This is a genomic window from Caballeronia zhejiangensis (assembly GCF_000698575.1).
Taxonomy (GTDB): Bacteria; Pseudomonadota; Gammaproteobacteria; order Burkholderiales; family Burkholderiaceae; genus Caballeronia; species Caballeronia zhejiangensis.
This window is the reverse complement of sequence record NZ_JFHD01000028.1, coordinates 26,011-43,456: the sequence shown is the minus strand read 5'-3', so window position 1 is coordinate 43,456 and position 17,446 is coordinate 26,011. Positions and strand designations below refer to the sequence as shown.

General features: G+C 63.5%; 16 protein-coding genes. 12 read left to right on the top strand and 4 right to left on the bottom strand.

What is annotated here, in order from left to right:
• Window positions 1-5: 5 nt before the first annotated feature.
• Window positions 6-212: a hypothetical protein gene (locus BG60_RS39110; RefSeq protein WP_033536413.1), complete on the bottom strand. Its 207-nt coding sequence runs from the start codon at window positions 210-212 to the stop codon at window positions 6-8.
• Window positions 213-297: 85 nt separating this feature from the next.
• Here BG60_RS39110 and BG60_RS26710 point away from each other — a divergent pair, with 85 nt between their 5' ends.
• The 3 genes from BG60_RS26710 to BG60_RS26700 all read left to right on the top strand — a co-directional run bounded on the left by BG60_RS26710 (window position 298) and on the right by BG60_RS26700 (window position 3,857).
• On the top strand, window positions 298-2,241 hold the full coding sequence (locus BG60_RS26710; protein ID WP_034473358.1) for an FAD-binding monooxygenase: 1,944 nt from the start codon (window positions 298-300) through the stop codon (window positions 2,239-2,241).
• Between the two features lie 10 nt (window positions 2,242-2,251).
• Window positions 2,252-2,692: a MarR family winged helix-turn-helix transcriptional regulator gene (locus BG60_RS26705; protein WP_033536433.1), complete on the top strand. Its 441-nt coding sequence runs from the start codon at window positions 2,252-2,254 to the stop codon at window positions 2,690-2,692.
• Between the two features lie 157 nt (window positions 2,693-2,849).
• Window positions 2,850-3,857 (top strand): SGNH/GDSL hydrolase family protein, encoded by a 1,008-nt coding sequence (locus BG60_RS26700; protein WP_008347510.1) that lies wholly within the window; start codon window positions 2,850-2,852, stop codon window positions 3,855-3,857.
• A 15-nt stretch (window positions 3,858-3,872) separates the two neighbouring features.
• Here the strand turns inward: BG60_RS26700 and BG60_RS26695 are convergent, their stop codons facing one another.
• A complete protein-coding gene (locus BG60_RS26695) occupies window positions 3,873-4,436 on the bottom strand; it encodes a sugar O-acetyltransferase (RefSeq protein ID WP_008347508.1) in 564 nt (187 codons plus the stop codon).
• 203 nt (window positions 4,437-4,639) lie between these two features.
• On the opposite strand from BG60_RS26695, the gene BG60_RS26690 reads away from it, so the two are divergent.
• The gene (locus BG60_RS26690) at window positions 4,640-5,776 is read left to right on the top strand and encodes a branched-chain amino acid ABC transporter substrate-binding protein (protein WP_008347507.1); all 1,137 of its coding nucleotides are present in this window, start codon (window positions 4,640-4,642) and stop codon (window positions 5,774-5,776) included.
• Window positions 5,777-5,808: 32 nt separating this feature from the next.
• On the opposite strand, the gene BG60_RS26685 is transcribed toward BG60_RS26690, so the two are convergent.
• The gene (locus tag BG60_RS26685) at window positions 5,809-6,894 is read right to left on the bottom strand and encodes a tartrate dehydrogenase (protein ID WP_008347505.1); all 1,086 of its coding nucleotides are present in this window, start codon (window positions 6,892-6,894) and stop codon (window positions 5,809-5,811) included.
• Window positions 6,895-7,002: 108 nt separating this feature from the next.
• Here BG60_RS26685 and BG60_RS26680 point away from each other — a divergent pair, with 108 nt between their 5' ends.
• Complete coding sequence (locus BG60_RS26680; RefSeq protein WP_008347503.1) at window positions 7,003-7,917, top strand: LysR substrate-binding domain-containing protein; 915 nt, start codon at window positions 7,003-7,005, stop codon at window positions 7,915-7,917.
• Between the two features lie 7 nt (window positions 7,918-7,924).
• Here BG60_RS26680 and BG60_RS26675 read toward each other — a convergent pair whose 3' ends face one another.
• Complete coding sequence (locus tag BG60_RS26675; RefSeq protein ID WP_008347501.1) at window positions 7,925-8,848, bottom strand: LysR family transcriptional regulator; 924 nt, start codon at window positions 8,846-8,848, stop codon at window positions 7,925-7,927.
• A gap of 177 nt (window positions 8,849-9,025) precedes the next feature.
• On the opposite strand from BG60_RS26675, the gene BG60_RS26670 reads away from it, so the two are divergent.
• The 7 genes from BG60_RS26670 to BG60_RS26640 all read left to right on the top strand — a co-directional run bounded on the left by BG60_RS26670 (window position 9,026) and on the right by BG60_RS26640 (window position 17,445).
• A complete protein-coding gene (locus tag BG60_RS26670) occupies window positions 9,026-10,327 on the top strand; it encodes an MFS transporter (RefSeq protein ID WP_008347500.1) in 1,302 nt (433 codons plus the stop codon).
• 48 nt (window positions 10,328-10,375) lie between these two features.
• A complete protein-coding gene (gene ttdA / locus BG60_RS26665) occupies window positions 10,376-11,275 on the top strand; it encodes a L(+)-tartrate dehydratase subunit alpha (RefSeq protein WP_008347498.1) in 900 nt (299 codons plus the stop codon).
• Window positions 11,272-11,880 (top strand): L(+)-tartrate dehydratase subunit beta, encoded by a 609-nt coding sequence (gene ttdB / locus BG60_RS26660; protein ID WP_008347496.1) that lies wholly within the window; start codon window positions 11,272-11,274, stop codon window positions 11,878-11,880. The genes ttdA and ttdB overlap by 4 nt, the downstream gene beginning before the upstream one ends.
• A 124-nt stretch (window positions 11,881-12,004) precedes the next feature.
• Complete coding sequence (locus tag BG60_RS26655) at window positions 12,005-13,633, top strand: FGGY-family carbohydrate kinase (protein ID WP_034473355.1); 1,629 nt, start codon at window positions 12,005-12,007, stop codon at window positions 13,631-13,633.
• Window positions 13,634-13,739: 106 nt separating this feature from the next.
• On the top strand, window positions 13,740-16,124 hold the full coding sequence (locus BG60_RS26650) for a bifunctional salicylyl-CoA 5-hydroxylase/oxidoreductase (RefSeq protein ID WP_008347493.1): 2,385 nt from the start codon (window positions 13,740-13,742) through the stop codon (window positions 16,122-16,124).
• Between the two features lie 2 nt (window positions 16,125-16,126).
• Window positions 16,127-16,888 (top strand): SDR family NAD(P)-dependent oxidoreductase, encoded by a 762-nt coding sequence (locus BG60_RS26645; protein WP_008347491.1) that lies wholly within the window; start codon window positions 16,127-16,129, stop codon window positions 16,886-16,888.
• Window positions 16,885-17,445 (top strand): MarR family winged helix-turn-helix transcriptional regulator, encoded by a 561-nt coding sequence (locus BG60_RS26640; protein ID WP_008347489.1) that lies wholly within the window; start codon window positions 16,885-16,887, stop codon window positions 17,443-17,445. The genes BG60_RS26645 and BG60_RS26640 overlap by 4 nt, the downstream gene beginning before the upstream one ends.
• Window position 17,446: the final 1 nt, after the last annotated feature.

The following is a 17,446-nucleotide window of genomic DNA, read 5'->3' as shown; positions in this document are numbered from 1 at the left end:
GCGGCTCAGCCGCCCGTGCGGCTGACGATCCAGATCGCCGTCGCCGATCCGAGCGAATCAGATGTACGAGCCGATCGCCCGCCGCCACGCAATTGAATATATCCGCATTCGTCGATGCCGCCACGCGCGCATAACGCACGCTGCGGCCCGAGCCAGCCGACGCAACCCGTCATGCTTTGCTGCACGAGACGCGCCGATCTAGGGGTAAACATCCAGTTCGTCGGAATCGCTTTGATATAGTTGGTGTACGGAGTATATTTCAGGCCATCGAGACATCCAGTCAAAGAGGGAGACACCATGCAATTTCATCTCGACGGTTTCCGCGTCGGCGATCCGACGATCGAACCTGCCGCCAGCGACGCGCCTCGCGTCGACATGCCCGAAACGGTCGATGTCCTGATCGTCGGCAGCGGGCCTGCGGGACTCGTGCTGGCCGCGCAACTCTCGCAGTTTCCGACGATCGATACGCGCATCGTCGAGCGCCGTTCCGGACCGCTCTTGATGGGCCAGGCGGACGGCGTCGCGTGCCGCACTGTCGAGATGTTCAATGCGTTCGGCCTGAGCGATCGCCTGCAGCGCGAGGCGTACTGGGTCAACGAAACGGCTTTCTGGCGGCCCGATGCCGAAGATCGCGGCGCGATCAGGCGTACCGGCCGCGTTCAGGATACCGAAACAGGTTTGTCGGAGTTTCCGCACGTCATTGTCAATCAGGCGCGCGTGCAGGACTATCTGCTCGGTGTGATGCGGCGTTCCGCCTTGCGTCTCGAACCGGACTACGATCTCGAAGTCGTCGATGTCGAGCGCGACGGCGACGACGACGGCGACGACGACGGCGACGGCGACGGCGACGGCGATCATCCGGTGAAAGTCACGCTGCGGCGCACCGATGCGGCGCGGCTCGACGAGACCGTCACCGTGCGCGCGCGTTATGTCGTGGGTTGCGATGGCGCGCGCAGCCGCGTGCGGACGGCCATCGGGCAAACGCTGCGTGGCGATGCGGCCAATCACGCGTGGGGCGTGATGGATGCGCTCGCTGTCACGGACTTCCCCGACATTCGTCTGAAGGTCGCGATTCAATCCGCGAGCGAAGGCAATCTGCTCATCATTCCGCGCGAAGGCGGGTATCTGGTGCGCTTTTACGTCGATCTGGGCGAGGTCACGGCGGACAATCGCGACACCATCAAGCAGATCAAGGTCGATCGCATCATTCAGACCGCGCAACGTATCCTTCATCCCTATTCGCTCGACGTGAAGGAAGTCGCGTGGTTCTCCGTGTACGAGGTCGGGCAGCGTCTGACGGACCGTTTCGACGATGCCATCGCCGCCGATGGCACGAGTCGCGAGCCGCGCGTGTTCATCGCGGGCGATGCCTGCCACACGCATAGCGCGAAGGCCGGCCAGGGCATGAACGTCTCGATGCAGGACGGCTTCAATCTCGGCTGGAAACTCGGCGCGGTGCTGCGCGGACTCGGCGACGCCGACCTGCTGCGCACCTATTCCGACGAACGTCAGCCGATCGCGCAGGAGCTCATCGATTTCGACAAGGAATGGTCGGCCATGATGGCCGCACCGCCCAAAGACCCGAACCGGCCCGAAGCGGGCGGCGTCGATCCCGCCGAGCTTCAGGCGTACTTCGTGCGCGCGGGCCGCTACACAGCGGGCGTCGCGACGCGCTACCGTCCGGCCATGCTGACGGGCGAGCCGACGCATCAGGCGCTCGCGAGCGGCTTCGCGATCGGCACGCGCTTTCACTCGTCGCCCGTGATTCGTCTGGCCGATGCCAAGCCGATGCATCTCGGACACGTCGCGCGCGCCGATGGCCGCTGGCGTCTGTATGCGTTTGCTGATGGGAACGGCCGCGCGCTGCATGCGCTGTGCGAACATCTTTGCGCTTCGCCCGATTCCGTTCTGCGGCGCGTGACGCCGGAAGGCGCCGATCCGGACAGCGTTCTCGATCTGCGCGCGGTGTTGCAGCGGGATCATCGCGACGTCGCGTTGAATGAACTGCCGGGCATTCTCCTGCCGCGCAAGGGGCGCTATGGTCTGGTCGACTACGAGAAAGCATTTACCAACGATGCGGCGACTGATATTTTCCACGAGCGCGGCATCGATCGCGAACGGGGCGCGATCGTCGTGGTCCGTCCGGATCAATACGTCGCGCATGTCCTGCCCCTGGACGCGTACGCGGAACTGAACGCCTTTTTCGATCCGATCTTTCCGCGTGCTTCAACCCGCTCATGAACTGATCAAATTGCCGAATAAAGAAGATGACCGCGCGCTGTCGCGATACACGGGCAGCCTCGTGCGTCGCGCGCAGCAGCGCCATGTCGCGGTGTGGCTCGCCGAGGTTTCCGCCGAGATTACGAGCGTGCAGTACGCGGCGCTCGAAGTCCTGCACGAAACGCCCGGCGTCAATCAGCGCCAGCTCGGCGATGAACTCGATGTGGACCGTTCGACGATCGCCGATCTCGTCGCGCGCATGGTTCGCAACGGTCTCATCGAACGCTCGGACGATCCCGTCGACAAGCGCAGTTACGTGCTCTTCCTGACGCCGGCCGGAAAGAAGCAACTGGCGGCGCTGCGTCCGCGCGTCGAGGAAGTCGAGCGCATTCTCACCGCGCGGCTGACGAAAAAGGAATGTCTGGAGTTACGGCGGCTGCTTGCGGCGTTGCTGCCCGATCGCGAAGTTTGAGTAAGCAGTTAGTCGCAACGCGACATGCGGATGCGCGCGCCGGACAGGTTCCAGGCCGACAAGGTCTTGGCGATTTCCGTCCGGCCGGCATGTCCCCGGTTTCATGACAGTACCCTCGCAGGCAATGACAACGACGTCCAGTCGACTTGGGGGAGACATGAACCGGATTCAGGCACGCTTGGCGGCATTGGCCGCCACTTCGTTGCTGGCGGCTTGCGGCGGCGGCGGCGACAGTTCTTCGGGCGTTCAAAGCACGTCCACCGCGACCGCGCCTACGCCGGCTTCAGAGCCTGCTCCCGCTGCCACGCCCGCGGGTTCGTCGCCGAATATCGTTGCCATCGGCGATAGCCTGACGCAGGGAGTCGGATCGGATATCGGCGGCTACCCGGCAATTTTGTCCGGCATGCTAAATAATCGGACCTTTGCGAATCTCGGCATCGGCGGGCAGACATCGACGCAGATCGCGGCGCGCGTCGGAGCATTGCCATCGACGGTCACGGTCGATGGCGACGCCGTGCCGGCGGGCAACACGGCGGTCCATCTTTCGAGCGTGTCGATCGACATGCTGTCGACACCCGCCGATGACGTCGCTCGGAGCAAGCCGGGCACGCTCTGCTCGGTGCATGGCGCGCTCCAGCGCACAGCGGACGGCGGGCCGCCATCGACGACCGAAACCTATACGTTCGTGCGGGACAGCGCCGGATCGGCAGTGCCTTGCGCCGCCGGATCGGCATTTCTCGGCGATTCGGAAGGCTATGACACATGGACCGCGATCATCTGGGTCGGCCGCAACAATGGCTATGACGCACAGACCGTCCTCGCGGACGTGAAGTCCATCGTACAGTGGCTCAAGCCCGCGGGCGCGCACTTCGCGGTGCTTTCGATCATCAAGGGCGATTTCACGGGCGAGTATGCGGGCGGAGAAGTCGCGAAATATCTCGACGATCTCAACGCGTCCCTGAAGGCGGCGTATCCCGACAATTTCATCGACGTCGAGTCTGCGCTCGTCAATGCCTACAATCCGAGCCTTCCTCAGGACGTCATCGATCACAGCCACGACATTCCGCCGTCTTCACTGCGCTCCGACGCGATCCATCTCAACGACGCCGGCTATACCATCGTCGCCGGACAGGTGAAGGCGCTGCTCGCATCGAAGAACTGGTAACGGCGATCGGGACTTCTAGTCGCGGACAGCAGGACGAACACGCGCCGGATTCCCGACCGCCGTGGCGCCGGCGGGCACATCGCGCGTCACGATGCTGCCTGCGCCGATCAGAGCGTCATCGCCGATCGTCACGCCCGGCAGGATGATCGCGCCCGCGCCGATCCACACATTGCGGCCGATCCGCACGGGACGCCCCAGTTCGAGGCCCGTCGCGCGCACGGCAGGATCGCGCGGATGATCGGCGGTCAGAATCTGCACGCCCGTCGCGATCTGCGTCATGTCGCCGATCTCCACGGCGACGACATCGAGAATCGTGCAGTTGTAGTTCAAGAACACGCCCGCGCCGAGCGTGATGTTGTAGCCGTAGTCGCAATGAAACGGCGGCCGGACCATCGAGTCCGGACCGATGGCGGCGAACCGTTCGCCGAGCAACCCGTACCGCTGTGCGAGCGGCATGTCCATCGCGCCATTGAAGCGCGCCATCCATGCGCGCGCCGCTGCCTGATCGGCCTGAATTTCTGCGTCGTTGGCCGTGTACAGCTCGCCAGCCAGCATCTTTTCTTTCTCTGTCCGATTCATCTGCAAATCCTCGACTCATGATGGGCGCGCCGCAGAACAATCGTTCGCTCGCGGAGACATCAGTATTTTCCCCCGAATACGAACCGCCGGAATTCGACAGAAAATAAGTCCCGAAACGATACGACAAGCCGAATGACGGCCTTCGCCCGCGTTAAGCGAACGCCCGAACCGCGTATGACCTTCACTTGATGGAGTGCCCTGTCATGAAAACGTTCGTTTCCCTCTTCGCGGCCTCCGCGCTCTGCCTGGCTCCGCTCATTGCAAGCGCGCAGCAGACCGTCAAGATCGGCCTGTCCGCGCCGCTCACCGGCATCAGCGCCGCGAACGGCAAGGATCTGGAAAACGGCGTGCGGCTCGCGATCGAAGAAGCCAACGCCCAGCACATCAGCATCGACGGACAGCCGGTCCAGTTCGAGCTCGCATCCGTCGACGATCAGGGCGATCCGCGCATCGGCGTTCAGGTGGCGCAGAAGCTCGTCGACGATGGCGTCGTTGCGGTCGTCGGCTATTACAACTCCGGCGTCGCGCTGCCTTCCGCGCCCATCTTCGGGAAGGCCGGCATTCCGCTGCTCGATCCCGCGGCGACGAATCCCGCGATTACGCGTCAGGGCTTGAACAACGTGTTCCGCATCATCGCCACCGACACGCAGAATTCCGGCAACGCCGGCACGTATGCCGTGAAGGTCACCAAGGCGAAGCGGATCGCGGTCATGGACGACCGGACCGCCTTCGGGCAAGGCGCTGTCGAAGAGTTCAGGAAGGCGGTGCAGGCGGCGGGCGGCCAGGTCGTGTCGGAGGAATACACCAACGACAAGGCCGTCGAATTCAATGCGCAACTGACGAACATCAAGGCCGCCAACGCCGATCTTCTGTACTTCGGCGGACTCGATGGTCAGGCCGGGCTGATCGTCAAGCGCATGAAGCAGCTCGGCATCCGCGCGCAGTTCGTCGGCAGCGGCGGGATTGCCGACAGTGTGTTCATCAGTTCGGCGGGAAACGCGGCTGAAGGCGCGATGGCCTGGGAATACGGCCGGCCCGTCGATTCATTGCCCGAAGGCCGCGCATTCGCCGCGAAATTCAAGAAGCGCTTCGGCGCGGAGACGCTCACCTACGCGCCGTTCGCGTATGACTGCGCGTGGCTCGCCATCACCGCGATGAAGAAGGCAAATTCCGTGAAGCCCGCCGCGATCATCGAGACGCTGCGCACGATCCAGTACAACGGCATCACCGGAAATATCTCGTTCGACAAGTTCGGCGATCTGAACAACCCGACATCGACGCTGTATCAGGTCAAGTCGATGAAATGGCAGCCCGTGACGACCATCGGCGCGGAGAAATAGACGCGCTCGCGGGACGTCATCGGGCAACCGATTCAGGCCGCGTTAGCCGCCTGCTTGTCGACCAGCGCGCAGACGGCGGCCGTGACTTGCGCCGTCGTCGCGGTTCCGCCGAGATCGCCGGTGTGCAGCGACTTGTCGGATGTCACGGCTTCGATCGCCTGCATGACGCGTTTGGCCGCGTCGAACTCGCCGAGATGTTCGAGCAGCATCACGACCGACCAGAACGTGCCGACCGGATTCGCCAGGCCCTTGCCCATAATGTCGAACGCGGAGCCGTGAATCGGTTCGAACATCGACGGATAGCGGCGCTCCGGATCGATGTTGCCCGTCGGCGCGATGCCGAGACTGCCCGCGAGCGCGGCGGCGAGATCGCTGAGAATGTCGGCGTGAAGATTGGTGGCGACGATCGTATCGAGCGTCTGCGGACGATTGACCATGCGCGCGGTGGCGGCGTCGACGAGTTCCTTGTCCCATTTGACATCGGGGAATTCGGCGGCGACTTCGTTCGCGATCTCGTCCCACATGACCATTGCGTGACGTTGCGCGTTGCTCTTCGTGATGACGGTCAGCAGCTTGCGCGGACGCGACTGCGCGAGGCGGAACGCGAACCGCAGAATGCGCTCGACGCCCGCGCGCGTCATGATCGACACATCGGTCGCGGCTTCGATCGGATGACCTTGATGCACGCGCCCGCCCACGCCGGAATATTCGCCTTCCGAGTTTTCACGCACGATCACCCAGTTCAGGTCTTCGGGCTTGCAGCGCTTCAGCGGCGCGTCGATGCCCGGCAGGATGCGCGTCGGACGCACGTTCGCGTACTGGTCGAATCCCTGGCAAATCTTGAGACGCAGGCCCCACAGCGTGATGTGATCGGGCACGTCCGGATCGCCCGCCGAGCCGAAGAGAATGGCGTCCTTGTCCCGGATCGCATCGAGTCCGTTCGCGGGCATCATCACGCCATGCTGACGGTAATAGTCCGCGCCCCAGTCGAAATTCTCGAATTCGAAAGCGAATGCCTGCGTGGACTCGGCGAGCGCTTCGAGCACTTGCTGGCCCGCCGGAACCACTTCCTTGCCGATGCCGTCGCCGGGAATCGTTGCAATGCGATAGGTCTTCATGTCTCCGTCCTTCGATGTTGTCGGGTATGGGCGAACTTTAACCGCATTCCGGCTCCAAAACCGGTGCTAGACTCAAAGCATCTTTAACCTGAAGTTACGAATGAACCGATGCCCGATGCCGTCCAGCCCGCCGATCTGAGCTTCTTCTCCACGCTGTCGGCGGCAGGCAGTCTGAGCGCGGCCGCGCGCGAGCTCGGCCTCACGGCGGCGGCCGTCAGCAAGCGTCTTTCGCAGATGGAAGCGCGCGCCGGCGTGGCGCTCGTCAATCGCACGACGCGGCGGATGATGCTCACGCCGGAAGGCGAGCTGTATCTGGAACACGCGCGCCGGATTCTCGACGAGATCGACGAACTCTCCGAACTGCTCGGCGCCGCCAAGCAAAGCCCGAAAGGTCTGCTGCGCGTGAACGCGACGCTCGGTTTCGGGCGCAGTCACGTCGCGCCGCTGATTTCGCGTTTCAGCAGGATGTATCCGCAAGTGTCGGTGCAGTTGCAGTTGTCGGTCACGCCGCCGCCGCTCACCGACGACAAGTTCGACGTCTGCATCCGGTTCGGCGAACCGCCCGATACGCGCGTGATCGCGCGGCGTCTCGCGGGAAACCGGCGGCTGTTGTGCGCCGCGCCGTCGTATATCGAGGCGCATGGCATGCCGCTCGTCCCGCACGATCTGACGCGGCATAACTGCATCGGCATTCGTCAGGGCGACGAAGCCTACGGCGTGTGGCGGCTCACGTCCGGACGCGGCGCGTCGCGCAAGACGGAAGCGGTGCGGATCGACGGCACGCTCACGACGAACGACGGCGAAATAGCCGTGAAATGGGCGCTCGAAGGCCACGGCATCCTGATGCGCGCCGAATGGGATTTGAAGCCGTATCTGGCCGATGGTTCGCTCGTGCGCGTGCTGCCCGACCACGAAACGCCCAACGCCGATATCTTCGCGGTCTACTCGCAGCGGCATCAGATGTCGAACCGCATTCGCACGTTCGTCGACTTCATCGCGCAGGAGCTGAAGGGCGACGCGTGAAGCGCCGCTACCACGGCGAGCCGGCGGGCGACGGACCATCGGCGTGCTGGCCGAGATAGTGACGCAGATGATCGACGAAAACCGCGACCTTCGGCGACAGATTCAGCCGTTCGGGATAGACCGCGTAGATATCGGCGGGCGGCGTGTCGTATTCGCTCAACACCTGAACCAGCCTTCCGCTGCGCAGATACTTCGCGACGTCCCATTCCGCGCGCATGAGAATGCCGCGCCCTTCCAGCGCCCAGTTCAGCGCCACTTCGCCGTCGTTGGTGCTGAGCTTGCCGTGCACTTTCACGGTCTCCGTGCGCCCGCTGCGCGTCAGACGCCAGTTGCCATAGGCGGCCTCGTTCTGACGCAGCACGATGCATTGATGCGAAGTCAGATCATGCGGATGCGCCGGCTCTCCGGCCACACGCAAATATCCCGGCGACGACACCAGAAGCCGCCGATTCGACGCGATCTTCTTCGCGATCAGCCGTGAATCCGGCATCTCGCCGAAGCGCACGGACACGTCGATGCTCTCGTCCGGCAGGCTGATCGGCCGATCGGTCAGATGCAGTTGCACTTCGACATCGGGAAACGCCTCGCTGAATTCCGAGATCGCCGGACCGATATACGACCGCCCGAATCCCAACGGCGCATTGACGCGCAACAGTCCTTTCGGCGCGGCCCGGCTGCTGGAGACCGTCCGCTCCATGTCGTCGATGTCGCTCAATATTCGCTGGGCGTTCGCGAAATACACCTCGCCTTCGCTCGTCAGGCTGATGCGCCGCGTCGTGCGGTTGAGCAGGCGCACGCCGAGCCGGTCTTCGAGCGAAGAGAGCCGCCGCGAGACCGCCGGCGGCGTCAGATTCAGCTCTCGCGCGGTCGCGGCCAGACTGCCTTGCTTCACCAGCAGGCAGAAGAATCCCAGTTCCGAGTCGGTGCCCATTCGTGATTTTTTTGCAATGATGAATTAAGTTTAAGTCGATTCATACGCGATTCCAACGGTTTTAACTTAGGCGTCAGCTCACGTAAAGGGCGACCGCTTCGAGCCGACGTTCGAAGACGGCATCAAAACCGCACCAGACGGTTTCGAACCCTATCAATCGGAATCAGGAGACGTTCCATGGAAATGGACATCGAGAAGCGCACTCTGCGCAAGGTCAGCTGGCGCATCGTGCCGTTCATCATGCTGCTGTACTTCATCGCGTATATCGACCGGGTGAATATCGGCTTCGCGGCGCTCACGATGAAGACCGACCTCGGCTTCACCGCGTCGATTCTCGGCTTCGGCGCGGGCATCTTCTTCTGGGGCTATTTCCTGTTCGAAGTGCCGTCGAACATCGTGCTGCACAAGGTCGGCGCGCGCATCTGGATTGCGCGGGTCATGGTGACGTGGGCGATCATCTCGGCGGCGATGGCGTTCGTCACCGGGCCGACGAGCTTCTACATCATCCGCTTCCTGCTGGGCGCGGCCGAAGCGGGCTTCTTCCCCGGCATCATCCTGTATCTCAGCTACTGGTTTCCCGCGCGGCATCGCGCTGGCGTCGTCGCGTTCTTCATGGCCGCCGCGCCGCTTTCCACCGCGCTCGGCTCGCCGCTGTCCGCCGCGCTGCTCGAAATGGACGGCGTAATGGGACTGCACGGATGGCAATGGCTCTTCATCCTCGAAGCCGTGCCGGCGCTCATTCTCGGCGTGGTCGTCTTCTTCTACATGACCGACAAGCCCGAGAAGGCCAAATGGCTGAAGGACGACGAGCGCAACTGGCTGGTCGATGTCATGAACGCCGAAACCGCCAGCCGCGCGACCACGGCGAAGCACGGCATCATCAGCGGCCTTGCGAATCCCCGCGTAATCGCGCTGTCGCTGATTTACTTCGGCACGTCGGCGGGGCTGTACACGCTCGGCATCTGGGCGCCGCAGATCATCAAGCAACTGGGCGTGTCGTCGATGACCGTCGGCCTGCTCAACGCGATTCCGCCGATCGTGTCCGTCATCGCGATGGTGCTGTGGTCGCGCCATTCGGATCGCACCGGCGAGCGAACCTGGCACGTCGTGCTGGCGTGCGTCGCGGCGGCGGTCGGCCTGATCGTGGCGGCGATGGCCAATAGCGTCGTCGGTCTGATCGCCTCGCTGACGCTGGTGAACATCGGCATCAGTTGCGCGAAGCCGCCGCTCTGGACCATGCCGACGATGTTTCTCTCCGGCGCGGCGGCCGCCACCGGCATCGCGACGATCAACTCGATCGGCAATCTGGGCGGCTTCGCCGGTCCGGTCGTCATCGGCTGGCTCAAGGAATCGACGGGCAGCTATGCGGGCGGCCTCTATTTCGTCGCCGGTCTTCTCGTGATGTCCGCCGTGCTGACCTTGCTTCTCGCCCGCTCGCAGAAGCCTTCGGTATCGACCAGCAACGCCGCCGCACACTGAAAAAGCACGCGCGCGTCCCCCAACTCAACACGTCGTAGAGGAATCAAGATGGAAAAGGAAGCGGCCATTCAGTCCGTCACGGACACCATGGCGAAGTTCACCGCCTATATCGGCAAGCGCCTGCCGAAGGATGTCAAGGCGAAGCTCGCGGAATTGCGCACGATGGAAACCAATCCGCTCGCCAAGTCGATTTACGATTCGATGGACAGCAACCAGGACGCCGCCGACAAGCTGAACCGTCCGAGCTGTCAGGACACGGGCGTGATCCAGTATTTCGTCGAGGCGGGCGCGAATTTTCCGCTGCTCGGCGAGCTCGAGGAAATCCTTCAGGAAGCCACCGCCGGCGCGACGAAGCTCGGGCCTTTGCGTCACAACGCCGTCGAAACGTTCGACGAGAAGAACACGGGCACGAACACCGGCACGCAGATTCCGTGGCTCGACTGGCGCATCGTGCCGGAGAAGGACAGCTGCACGATCGACGTCTACATGGCGGGCGGCGGCTGCACGCTTCCCGGCGCGGCGAAGGTTCTGATGCCGGGGCAAGGCTATGAAGGCGTCGCCGAATTCGTGATGGACGTCATCACCGAGCGCGGCGTGAATGCGTGCCCGCCGCTGCTCGTCGGCGTCGGCGTATCCACTTCGGTCGAGACTGCCGCGCGACTGTCGAAGCTGGCGATCCTTCGTCCGGTCGATTCGAAGAGCGCGAATCCGCGCGCCGCGCTGATGGAAGAGTTGCTCGAACAAGGGCTCAACGAAGTCGGCATCGGCCCTCAGGGGCTCACCGGAAACAATAGCGTGATGGGCGTCAACATCGAATCGTCGGCGCGGCATCCGTCGACCATCGGGGTGGCCATCAACACCGGATGCTGGGCGCATCGCCGCGGCAAGATCCGCATCAACGCAGACATGTCCTACGAAGTGCTCTCGCATGAAGGAGTCGTACTGTGAAGAAGGTTCTGACAACCCCCATCAAAAGCGAAGACCTCGAGGATCTGAAGGTCGGCGACGTCGTCTATCTGACGGGGCGCCTGGTGACGTGCCGCGATGTCGCGCATCGTCGATTGATCGAACAAGGGCGCGATCTGCCCGTCGATCTCAACGGCGGCGCGATCTTTCATGCGGGCCCGATCGTGCGCAAGAAGGACGACGGCGCGTTCGAGATGGTGTCCATCGGACCGACGACGAGCATGCGCATGGAGAAATTCGAGCGCGAGTTCATCGAGCAGACCGGCGTGAAGCTGATCGTCGGCAAAGGCGGCATGGGACCGGAAACGGCCGCGGGCTGCATGGAGCACAAGGCGGTTCATGCGATCTTCCCGGGCGGATGCGCGGTGCTCGCGGCGACGCTCGTCGAGGAAATCGAAGGCGCCGAATGGCAGGATCTCGGCATGCCCGAAACCTTGTGGATCAACCGCGTGAAGGAGTTCGGCCCGCTGATCATCTCGATCGATACCAAGGGCAACAATCTCATCCAGGAAAACAAGGCGGTCTTCAACGAGAGAAAGAAGCCGATCCTCGAAAAGATCAGCAAGGAACTCAGCTTCATCAAGTAGCGGCTTTAGACGAGCGCCTCGCGTTGCCGTCTTCGGAATTCGGGGTTCGGGCATACTACTCGGCGGCAGGTTTGCCGAACAGCGTCGATCTGCGACGCCCCTATCCCGAACCACGGACAGAGAGATGAACGCAAGCAACCGCAGCGCCGGCGAACGCTACGTCGTTGGCGTCGACGTCGGCACCGGCAGCGCACGCGCCGGAATTTTCGATACCGCCGGCAACATGGCCGCATCGGCGAAAAAGGACATCACGCTGTTTCATGAAAGCGGCGGCATCGTCGAGCAATCGAGCGGGGAAATCTGGAGCGCCGTCTGCCACGCCGTAAAAGCGGCGCTCGCGCAGGCGGCAATCGCGCCGGAGTCCGTCGCGGGCATCAGCTTCGATGCGACCTGCTCGCTCGTCGTGCTCGGCGATGGCGGCAAACCGCTGCCCGTGGGACCGTCGGAGCAGGCGGAACGCGACATCGTCGTCTGGATGGATCATCGCGCGATCGGGCAGGCGGAGCGCATCAACGCGACCGGCCACGCGGTGCTGAAATACGTCGGCGGCAGGATCTCACCGGAAATGGAGACGCCGAAGCTGTTGTGGCTTCTGGAAAACCGTCCGCGCGTCTTCGACGCCGCATGGCAATTCTTCGATCTCACCGACTTCCTGACATGGCGCGCGACCGGCGATACGTCGCGGTCGGTCTGCACCGTGACCTGCAAGTGGACCTATCTCGCGCATGAACGGCGCTGGGACGAGAGCTATTTCCGGACCATCGGTCTCGGCGCGCTGGCGGACGAGGGCTTCGCGCGCATCGGCCAGCAGGTGGTCGAACCGGGCACGCGGCTCGGCAACGGGCTGACCGAACGCGCCGCCGCGGAACTCGGGCTGATCGCGGGCACACCGGTCGGCGCGGGCGTGATCGATGCCCATGCGGGCGGCATCGGCACCGTGGGCGCACAGGGCGATCCGGAGTCGTGCCTCGCCTATGTGTTCGGCACGTCGTCATGCACGATGACGACGACCGCCGAGCCGGTCTTCGTGCCCGGCGTCTGGGGCCCGTACTTCTCGGCGATGGTGCCGCAGGCGTGGCTCAACGAAGGCGGTCAATCGGTCGCCGGCGCGGCGATCGAGCGCCTGCTCGCGATGCATCCCGCCGCCGCCGAAGCCACGCTTGGCGCGAAAGAGCGCGGCGAATCGCTGCCGGGCATGCTCGCCGGCTTGGCGGCTCAGGGCTCCGGCAGCCTGTCGGACGCGGTGAAGCTCGCCGATGGCCTGCACGTCGTCCCGGAGTTTCTCGGCAACCGCGCGCCCTTCGCCGATCCGCACGCGCGCGCGGTCATCGCCGGTCTCGGCATGGAAGCCGGCCTCGACAATCTGGTCGCGCTGTATGTCGCCGGCGTATGCAGCATCGCTTATGGTCTGCGGCAGATCATCGAAGCGCAGGCGGACGCCGGCGCGCCGATCGAGCGCGTGATGATCAGCGGCGGCGCGGGCCGGCTCGATCTCGTCCGGCAGCTGCTCGCCGATGCGACCGGCAAGCCGGTGCTGGCCACGCAGGTCGATGAGCCGGTGCTGCTCGGCGCCGCGATGCTCGGCGCGGTGGCGGGCGGTCTGTTCGGCGACGTTCGATCGGCGATGAGCGGCATGGCGCGCGTCGAAAAAACCTACGCGCCGGCAACGGGCGATCTCGCGCGCCTTCACGACGCGCGGTATCGGGCATTCATCCGCTTGCAGCGTTGCGCACGGGAAATCCGCGAAGACTAGCGGGGAAAAGTACGGACGCGCGGTGCGCTCCGTCGTCTTTTTACTTGACATCTAAATTATCCAAACCTAAATTATCACGAGGAAAGACACGAGTCGGAGAGCAAGCATGCGTATCGTCTGCATCGGCGGAGGTCCGGCGGGCCTGTATTTCGCGCTTTTGATGAAGCGCCGCCACCCCGCTTACGACATCACCGTCGTCGAACGCAACCGTCCTTACGACACGTTCGGCTGGGGCGTCGTGTTCTCCGACCAGACGCTCGGCAACCTGCGCGCGGCGGACCCGCCAAGCGCCGATGCCATTCTCGACGCCTTCAATCACTGGGACGACATCGACGTCCACATCGGCGGGCGCACCGTGCGCTCGTCGGGTCACGGCTTCTGCGGCATCGGCCGCAAACGTCTGCTGAATATCCTGCAAGCGCGTTGCGAAGACCTCGGCGTGAAGCTCGTCTTCGAAACGCAAGTCACGAACGACGAGGACTACGACGCCGATCTCATCATCGCGAGCGACGGATTGAACAGCGCGATTCGGCAGAAATACGCGTCGACGTATCAGCCCGATATCGACATGCGCGATTGCCGCTTCGTGTGGCTCGGCACGCACAAGTGCTTCGACGCATTCACGTTCGCGTTCGAAAAAACCGAATGGGGCTGGTTTCAGGCGCATGCTTATCGCTTCGATGAAGACACGTCGACGTTCATCGTCGAGGCGCCCGAACGCGTATGGCGTGCGGCCGGCCTCGCCGACATGAGCAAGGAAGACGGCATCGCGTTCTGCGAAAAGCTTTTTGCGAAGCATCTCGACGGCCACGCGCTGATCTCGAACGCCACGCACTTGCGCGGATCGGCGCAATGGATCCGCTTTCCGCGCGTCGTCAATCGCGAATGGGTGCATTGGCGCGAATCCGCGAACGGCAAACGGACGCCCGTCGTGTTGATGGGCGATGCCGCGCATACCGCGCATTTTTCGATCGGATCGGGGACGAAGCTCGCACTCGAAGATGCGATCGAACTCGCGAACAGCATCGACACTGCGTTCGCGATGAAGAACGGCGATCTCGACGGCGCGCTCGCGCATTACACGCAAGTACGCAGCGTCGATGTATTGCGCATTCAGAATGCCGCGCGCAATTCGACGGAGTGGTTCGAGCATGTGGATCGATACGCGTCGTTCGAGCCCGAGCAGTTTGCATACTCGTTGCTCACGCGCTCGCAGCGCATTTCGCATGAAAACCTGCGCGAGCGCGATGCAGGATATCTCGCCTCATTCGAAGACTGGCTGGCCGCGCGTGCGGGCATCGAGCGCAACGCGCGGCAACGATCCGTTCCGCCGATGTTCACGCCGTTCACATTGCGCGGCGTCACGCTGAAGAATCGCGTGGTCGTTTCGCCGATGGCGCAGTATTCCGCCGTCGATGGCATCGCGGGCGACTATCACCTGATGCATCTCGGCGCGCGCGCGATGGGCGGCGCCGCGCTCGTGATGACCGAGATGACCTGCGTGTCGCCCGAAGCGCGCATCACGCCGGGATGTCCGGGCATGTATGCGCCGGAGCATCTCGCGGCGTGGAAGCGCATCGTCGATTTCGTGCATGCGCAATCGGATGCGAAGATCGGCATGCAGCTCGGCCATGCGGGCGCGAAGGCATCGACGCGCGTGAGCTGGGAAGGCATCGATCAGCCGCTTCCCGATGGCAACTGGCCGCTGGTTTCCGCATCGCCACAACAGTATCTGCAAGGCGTGAGCCAATGGTCGCGCGAGGCATCGCACGACGAATTGCGCGAGATCGAAACGCAGTTCGTGCGCGCCACGGAAATGGCCGCGCTTGCAGGCTTCGACTGGCTCGAACTGCACTGCGCGCATGGCTACTTTCTGTCGAGCTTTCTCTCGCCGCTGACCAATCATCGCACTGACGAATACGGCGGCTCGCTCGAAAATCGCCTGCGTTATCCGCTCGAAGTATTCAAGGCGATGCGCGCCGTGTGGCCGCAAGACAAGCCGATGTCCGTTCGCATCTCCGCGCACGATTGGGTCGATGGCGGGACGACGCCCGACGACGCCGTCGAGATCGCGCGCGCATTCAAGGCCGCCGGCGCGGACATGATCGACGTCTCTTCAGGGCAAGTCAGCAAGCAGGAGAAGCCTGTGTTCGGGCGCATGTTCCAGACGCCGTTCGCGGATCGCATACGCAATGAAGCGGGTATCGCGACCATCGCGGTCGGCGCGATCTCGGAAGCGGATCACGTGAACAGCATCATCGCCGCGGGACGTGCGGACTTGTGCGCGGTGGCGCGCCCGCATCTCGCGAATCCATCGTGGACATTGAACGAGGCCGCGAAGATCGGCTACTTCGATATCGCGTGGCCGAAGCAATACGCGGCCGCCAAATCTCAACTGGAGCGCAATCTCGAACGCGAGCGCGCACTGGCCGCCGACAATGCGCGCCTCACGCCGCAAGAACGCGCGCAACGCGCTGAAGGAACGGTCTGATCATGACGACTCTCGCCGACAAACACGCGGTCGTGACAGGCGGTGGCAGCGGCATCGGCGCATCGTGCGCAGAGGCGCTCGCGCATGCCGGCGCACGCATCACGCTGATGGGCCGCGATCTCGCGCGCCTCGAAGCGCAGCGCGACGCGATGCGCGATTACGCCGACGTCGCGTGCATACGCGTCGATGTGACGAATGAAGCCGCCGTCGCCGAAGCCTTCTCGCGCGCCGGTCCGGCCGATATCCTCGTGAACAACGCAGGCCACGCGCAAGCCGCGCCTTTCACGCAAACCGATGCGGCACTGTGGCAACGCATGATCGACGTCAATCTCACCGGCGTGTTCTTCTGCACGCGCGCCGTGTTGCCGTCGATGCTGGAGCGTGGCTTTGGCCGCATCGTGAATGTCGCGAGCACGGCGGGACAGATCGGTTATGCGTATGTCGCGGCGTATTGCGCAGCGAAGCATGGCGTCATCGGTCTCACGCGCGCGCTCGCTCTCGAAGTCGCGACGAAGGGCATAACCGTCAACGCGGTATGCCCCGGTTATACCGAAACCGAGCTGCTGCGCGCATCGCTGGATCAGATCATGTCGAAGACCGCGCGCAGCGAACAGGACGCACGCGATGCGCTCGTGCGCAACAACCCGCAACGCCGTTTCGTGCAGCCGGAAGAAGTCGCCAACGCCGTGCTATGGCTGTGCGCGCCCGGTTCCGATGCGATGAACGGCCAGTCGATATCCGTATCAGGTGGAGAAGTAACGTGAGCAACATCGCAGGCAACAAGAAGACGAACGCCGCAACCGAGCAGAAAGCGCCGCGCAAGGGCGTGGAGAAACCGGCGGACAACGTCGTCGATCTCGAGATGAGCACCGGCGCCGACAGCCACATGGGACTGCGCTTATGGCTGCGCATGCTGACCACGACGAACCTCGTGCAAGCCGAACTGCGCAAGCGCCTGCGCACCGAGTTCGATACGACCTTGCCGCGCTTCGACCTGATGGCGCAACTCGAACGTCATCCCGAGGGCCTGAAGATGACCGAGCTATCGCGCCGCATGATGGTCACCGGCGGCAATGTGACGGGCATCACGGATCAGCTCGAAAAAGAAGGACTGGTATCGCGTTATGCCGATCCGAACGATCGCCGTTCGACGAGCGTGCGTCTCACGCCGCAAGGCCGCGCCGCGTTCGACAAGATGGCGACCGCGCATGAGCAATGGGTCGTCGAAATGTTCGGCGGTCTCGAACTGAACGAAAAATCGCAGACGCATCAGCGGCTCGGCAAGCTGAAGCAGCATCTGCTGAAGACGCTGAAGGACTAAG

Excerpts from the sequence above, each read along its gene's own strand:
- BG60_RS39110 (WP_033536413.1), bottom strand. The coding sequence starts at position 212 with ATGTTTACCCCTAGATCGGCGCGTCTCGTGCAGCAAAGCATGACGGGT.
- BG60_RS26710 (WP_034473358.1), top strand. The coding sequence starts at position 298 with ATGCAATTTCATCTCGACGGTTTCCGCGTCGGCGATCCGACGATCGAA.
- BG60_RS26700 (WP_008347510.1), top strand. The coding sequence starts at position 2,850 with ATGAACCGGATTCAGGCACGCTTGGCGGCATTGGCCGCCACTTCGTTG.
- BG60_RS26695 (WP_008347508.1), bottom strand. The coding sequence starts at position 4,436 with ATGAATCGGACAGAGAAAGAAAAGATGCTGGCTGGCGAGCTGTACACG.
- BG60_RS26690 (WP_008347507.1), top strand. The coding sequence starts at position 4,640 with ATGAAAACGTTCGTTTCCCTCTTCGCGGCCTCCGCGCTCTGCCTGGCT.
- BG60_RS26685 (WP_008347505.1), bottom strand. The coding sequence starts at position 6,894 with ATGAAGACCTATCGCATTGCAACGATTCCCGGCGACGGCATCGGCAAG.
- BG60_RS26680 (WP_008347503.1), top strand. The coding sequence starts at position 7,003 with ATGCCCGATGCCGTCCAGCCCGCCGATCTGAGCTTCTTCTCCACGCTG.
- BG60_RS26675 (WP_008347501.1), bottom strand. The coding sequence starts at position 8,848 with ATGGGCACCGACTCGGAACTGGGATTCTTCTGCCTGCTGGTGAAGCAA.
- BG60_RS26670 (WP_008347500.1), top strand. The coding sequence starts at position 9,026 with ATGGAAATGGACATCGAGAAGCGCACTCTGCGCAAGGTCAGCTGGCGC.
- ttdA (WP_008347498.1), top strand. The coding sequence starts at position 10,376 with ATGGAAAAGGAAGCGGCCATTCAGTCCGTCACGGACACCATGGCGAAG.
- BG60_RS26655 (WP_034473355.1), top strand. The coding sequence starts at position 12,005 with ATGAACGCAAGCAACCGCAGCGCCGGCGAACGCTACGTCGTTGGCGTC.
- BG60_RS26650 (WP_008347493.1), top strand. The coding sequence starts at position 13,740 with ATGCGTATCGTCTGCATCGGCGGAGGTCCGGCGGGCCTGTATTTCGCG.
- BG60_RS26645 (WP_008347491.1), top strand. The coding sequence starts at position 16,127 with ATGACGACTCTCGCCGACAAACACGCGGTCGTGACAGGCGGTGGCAGC.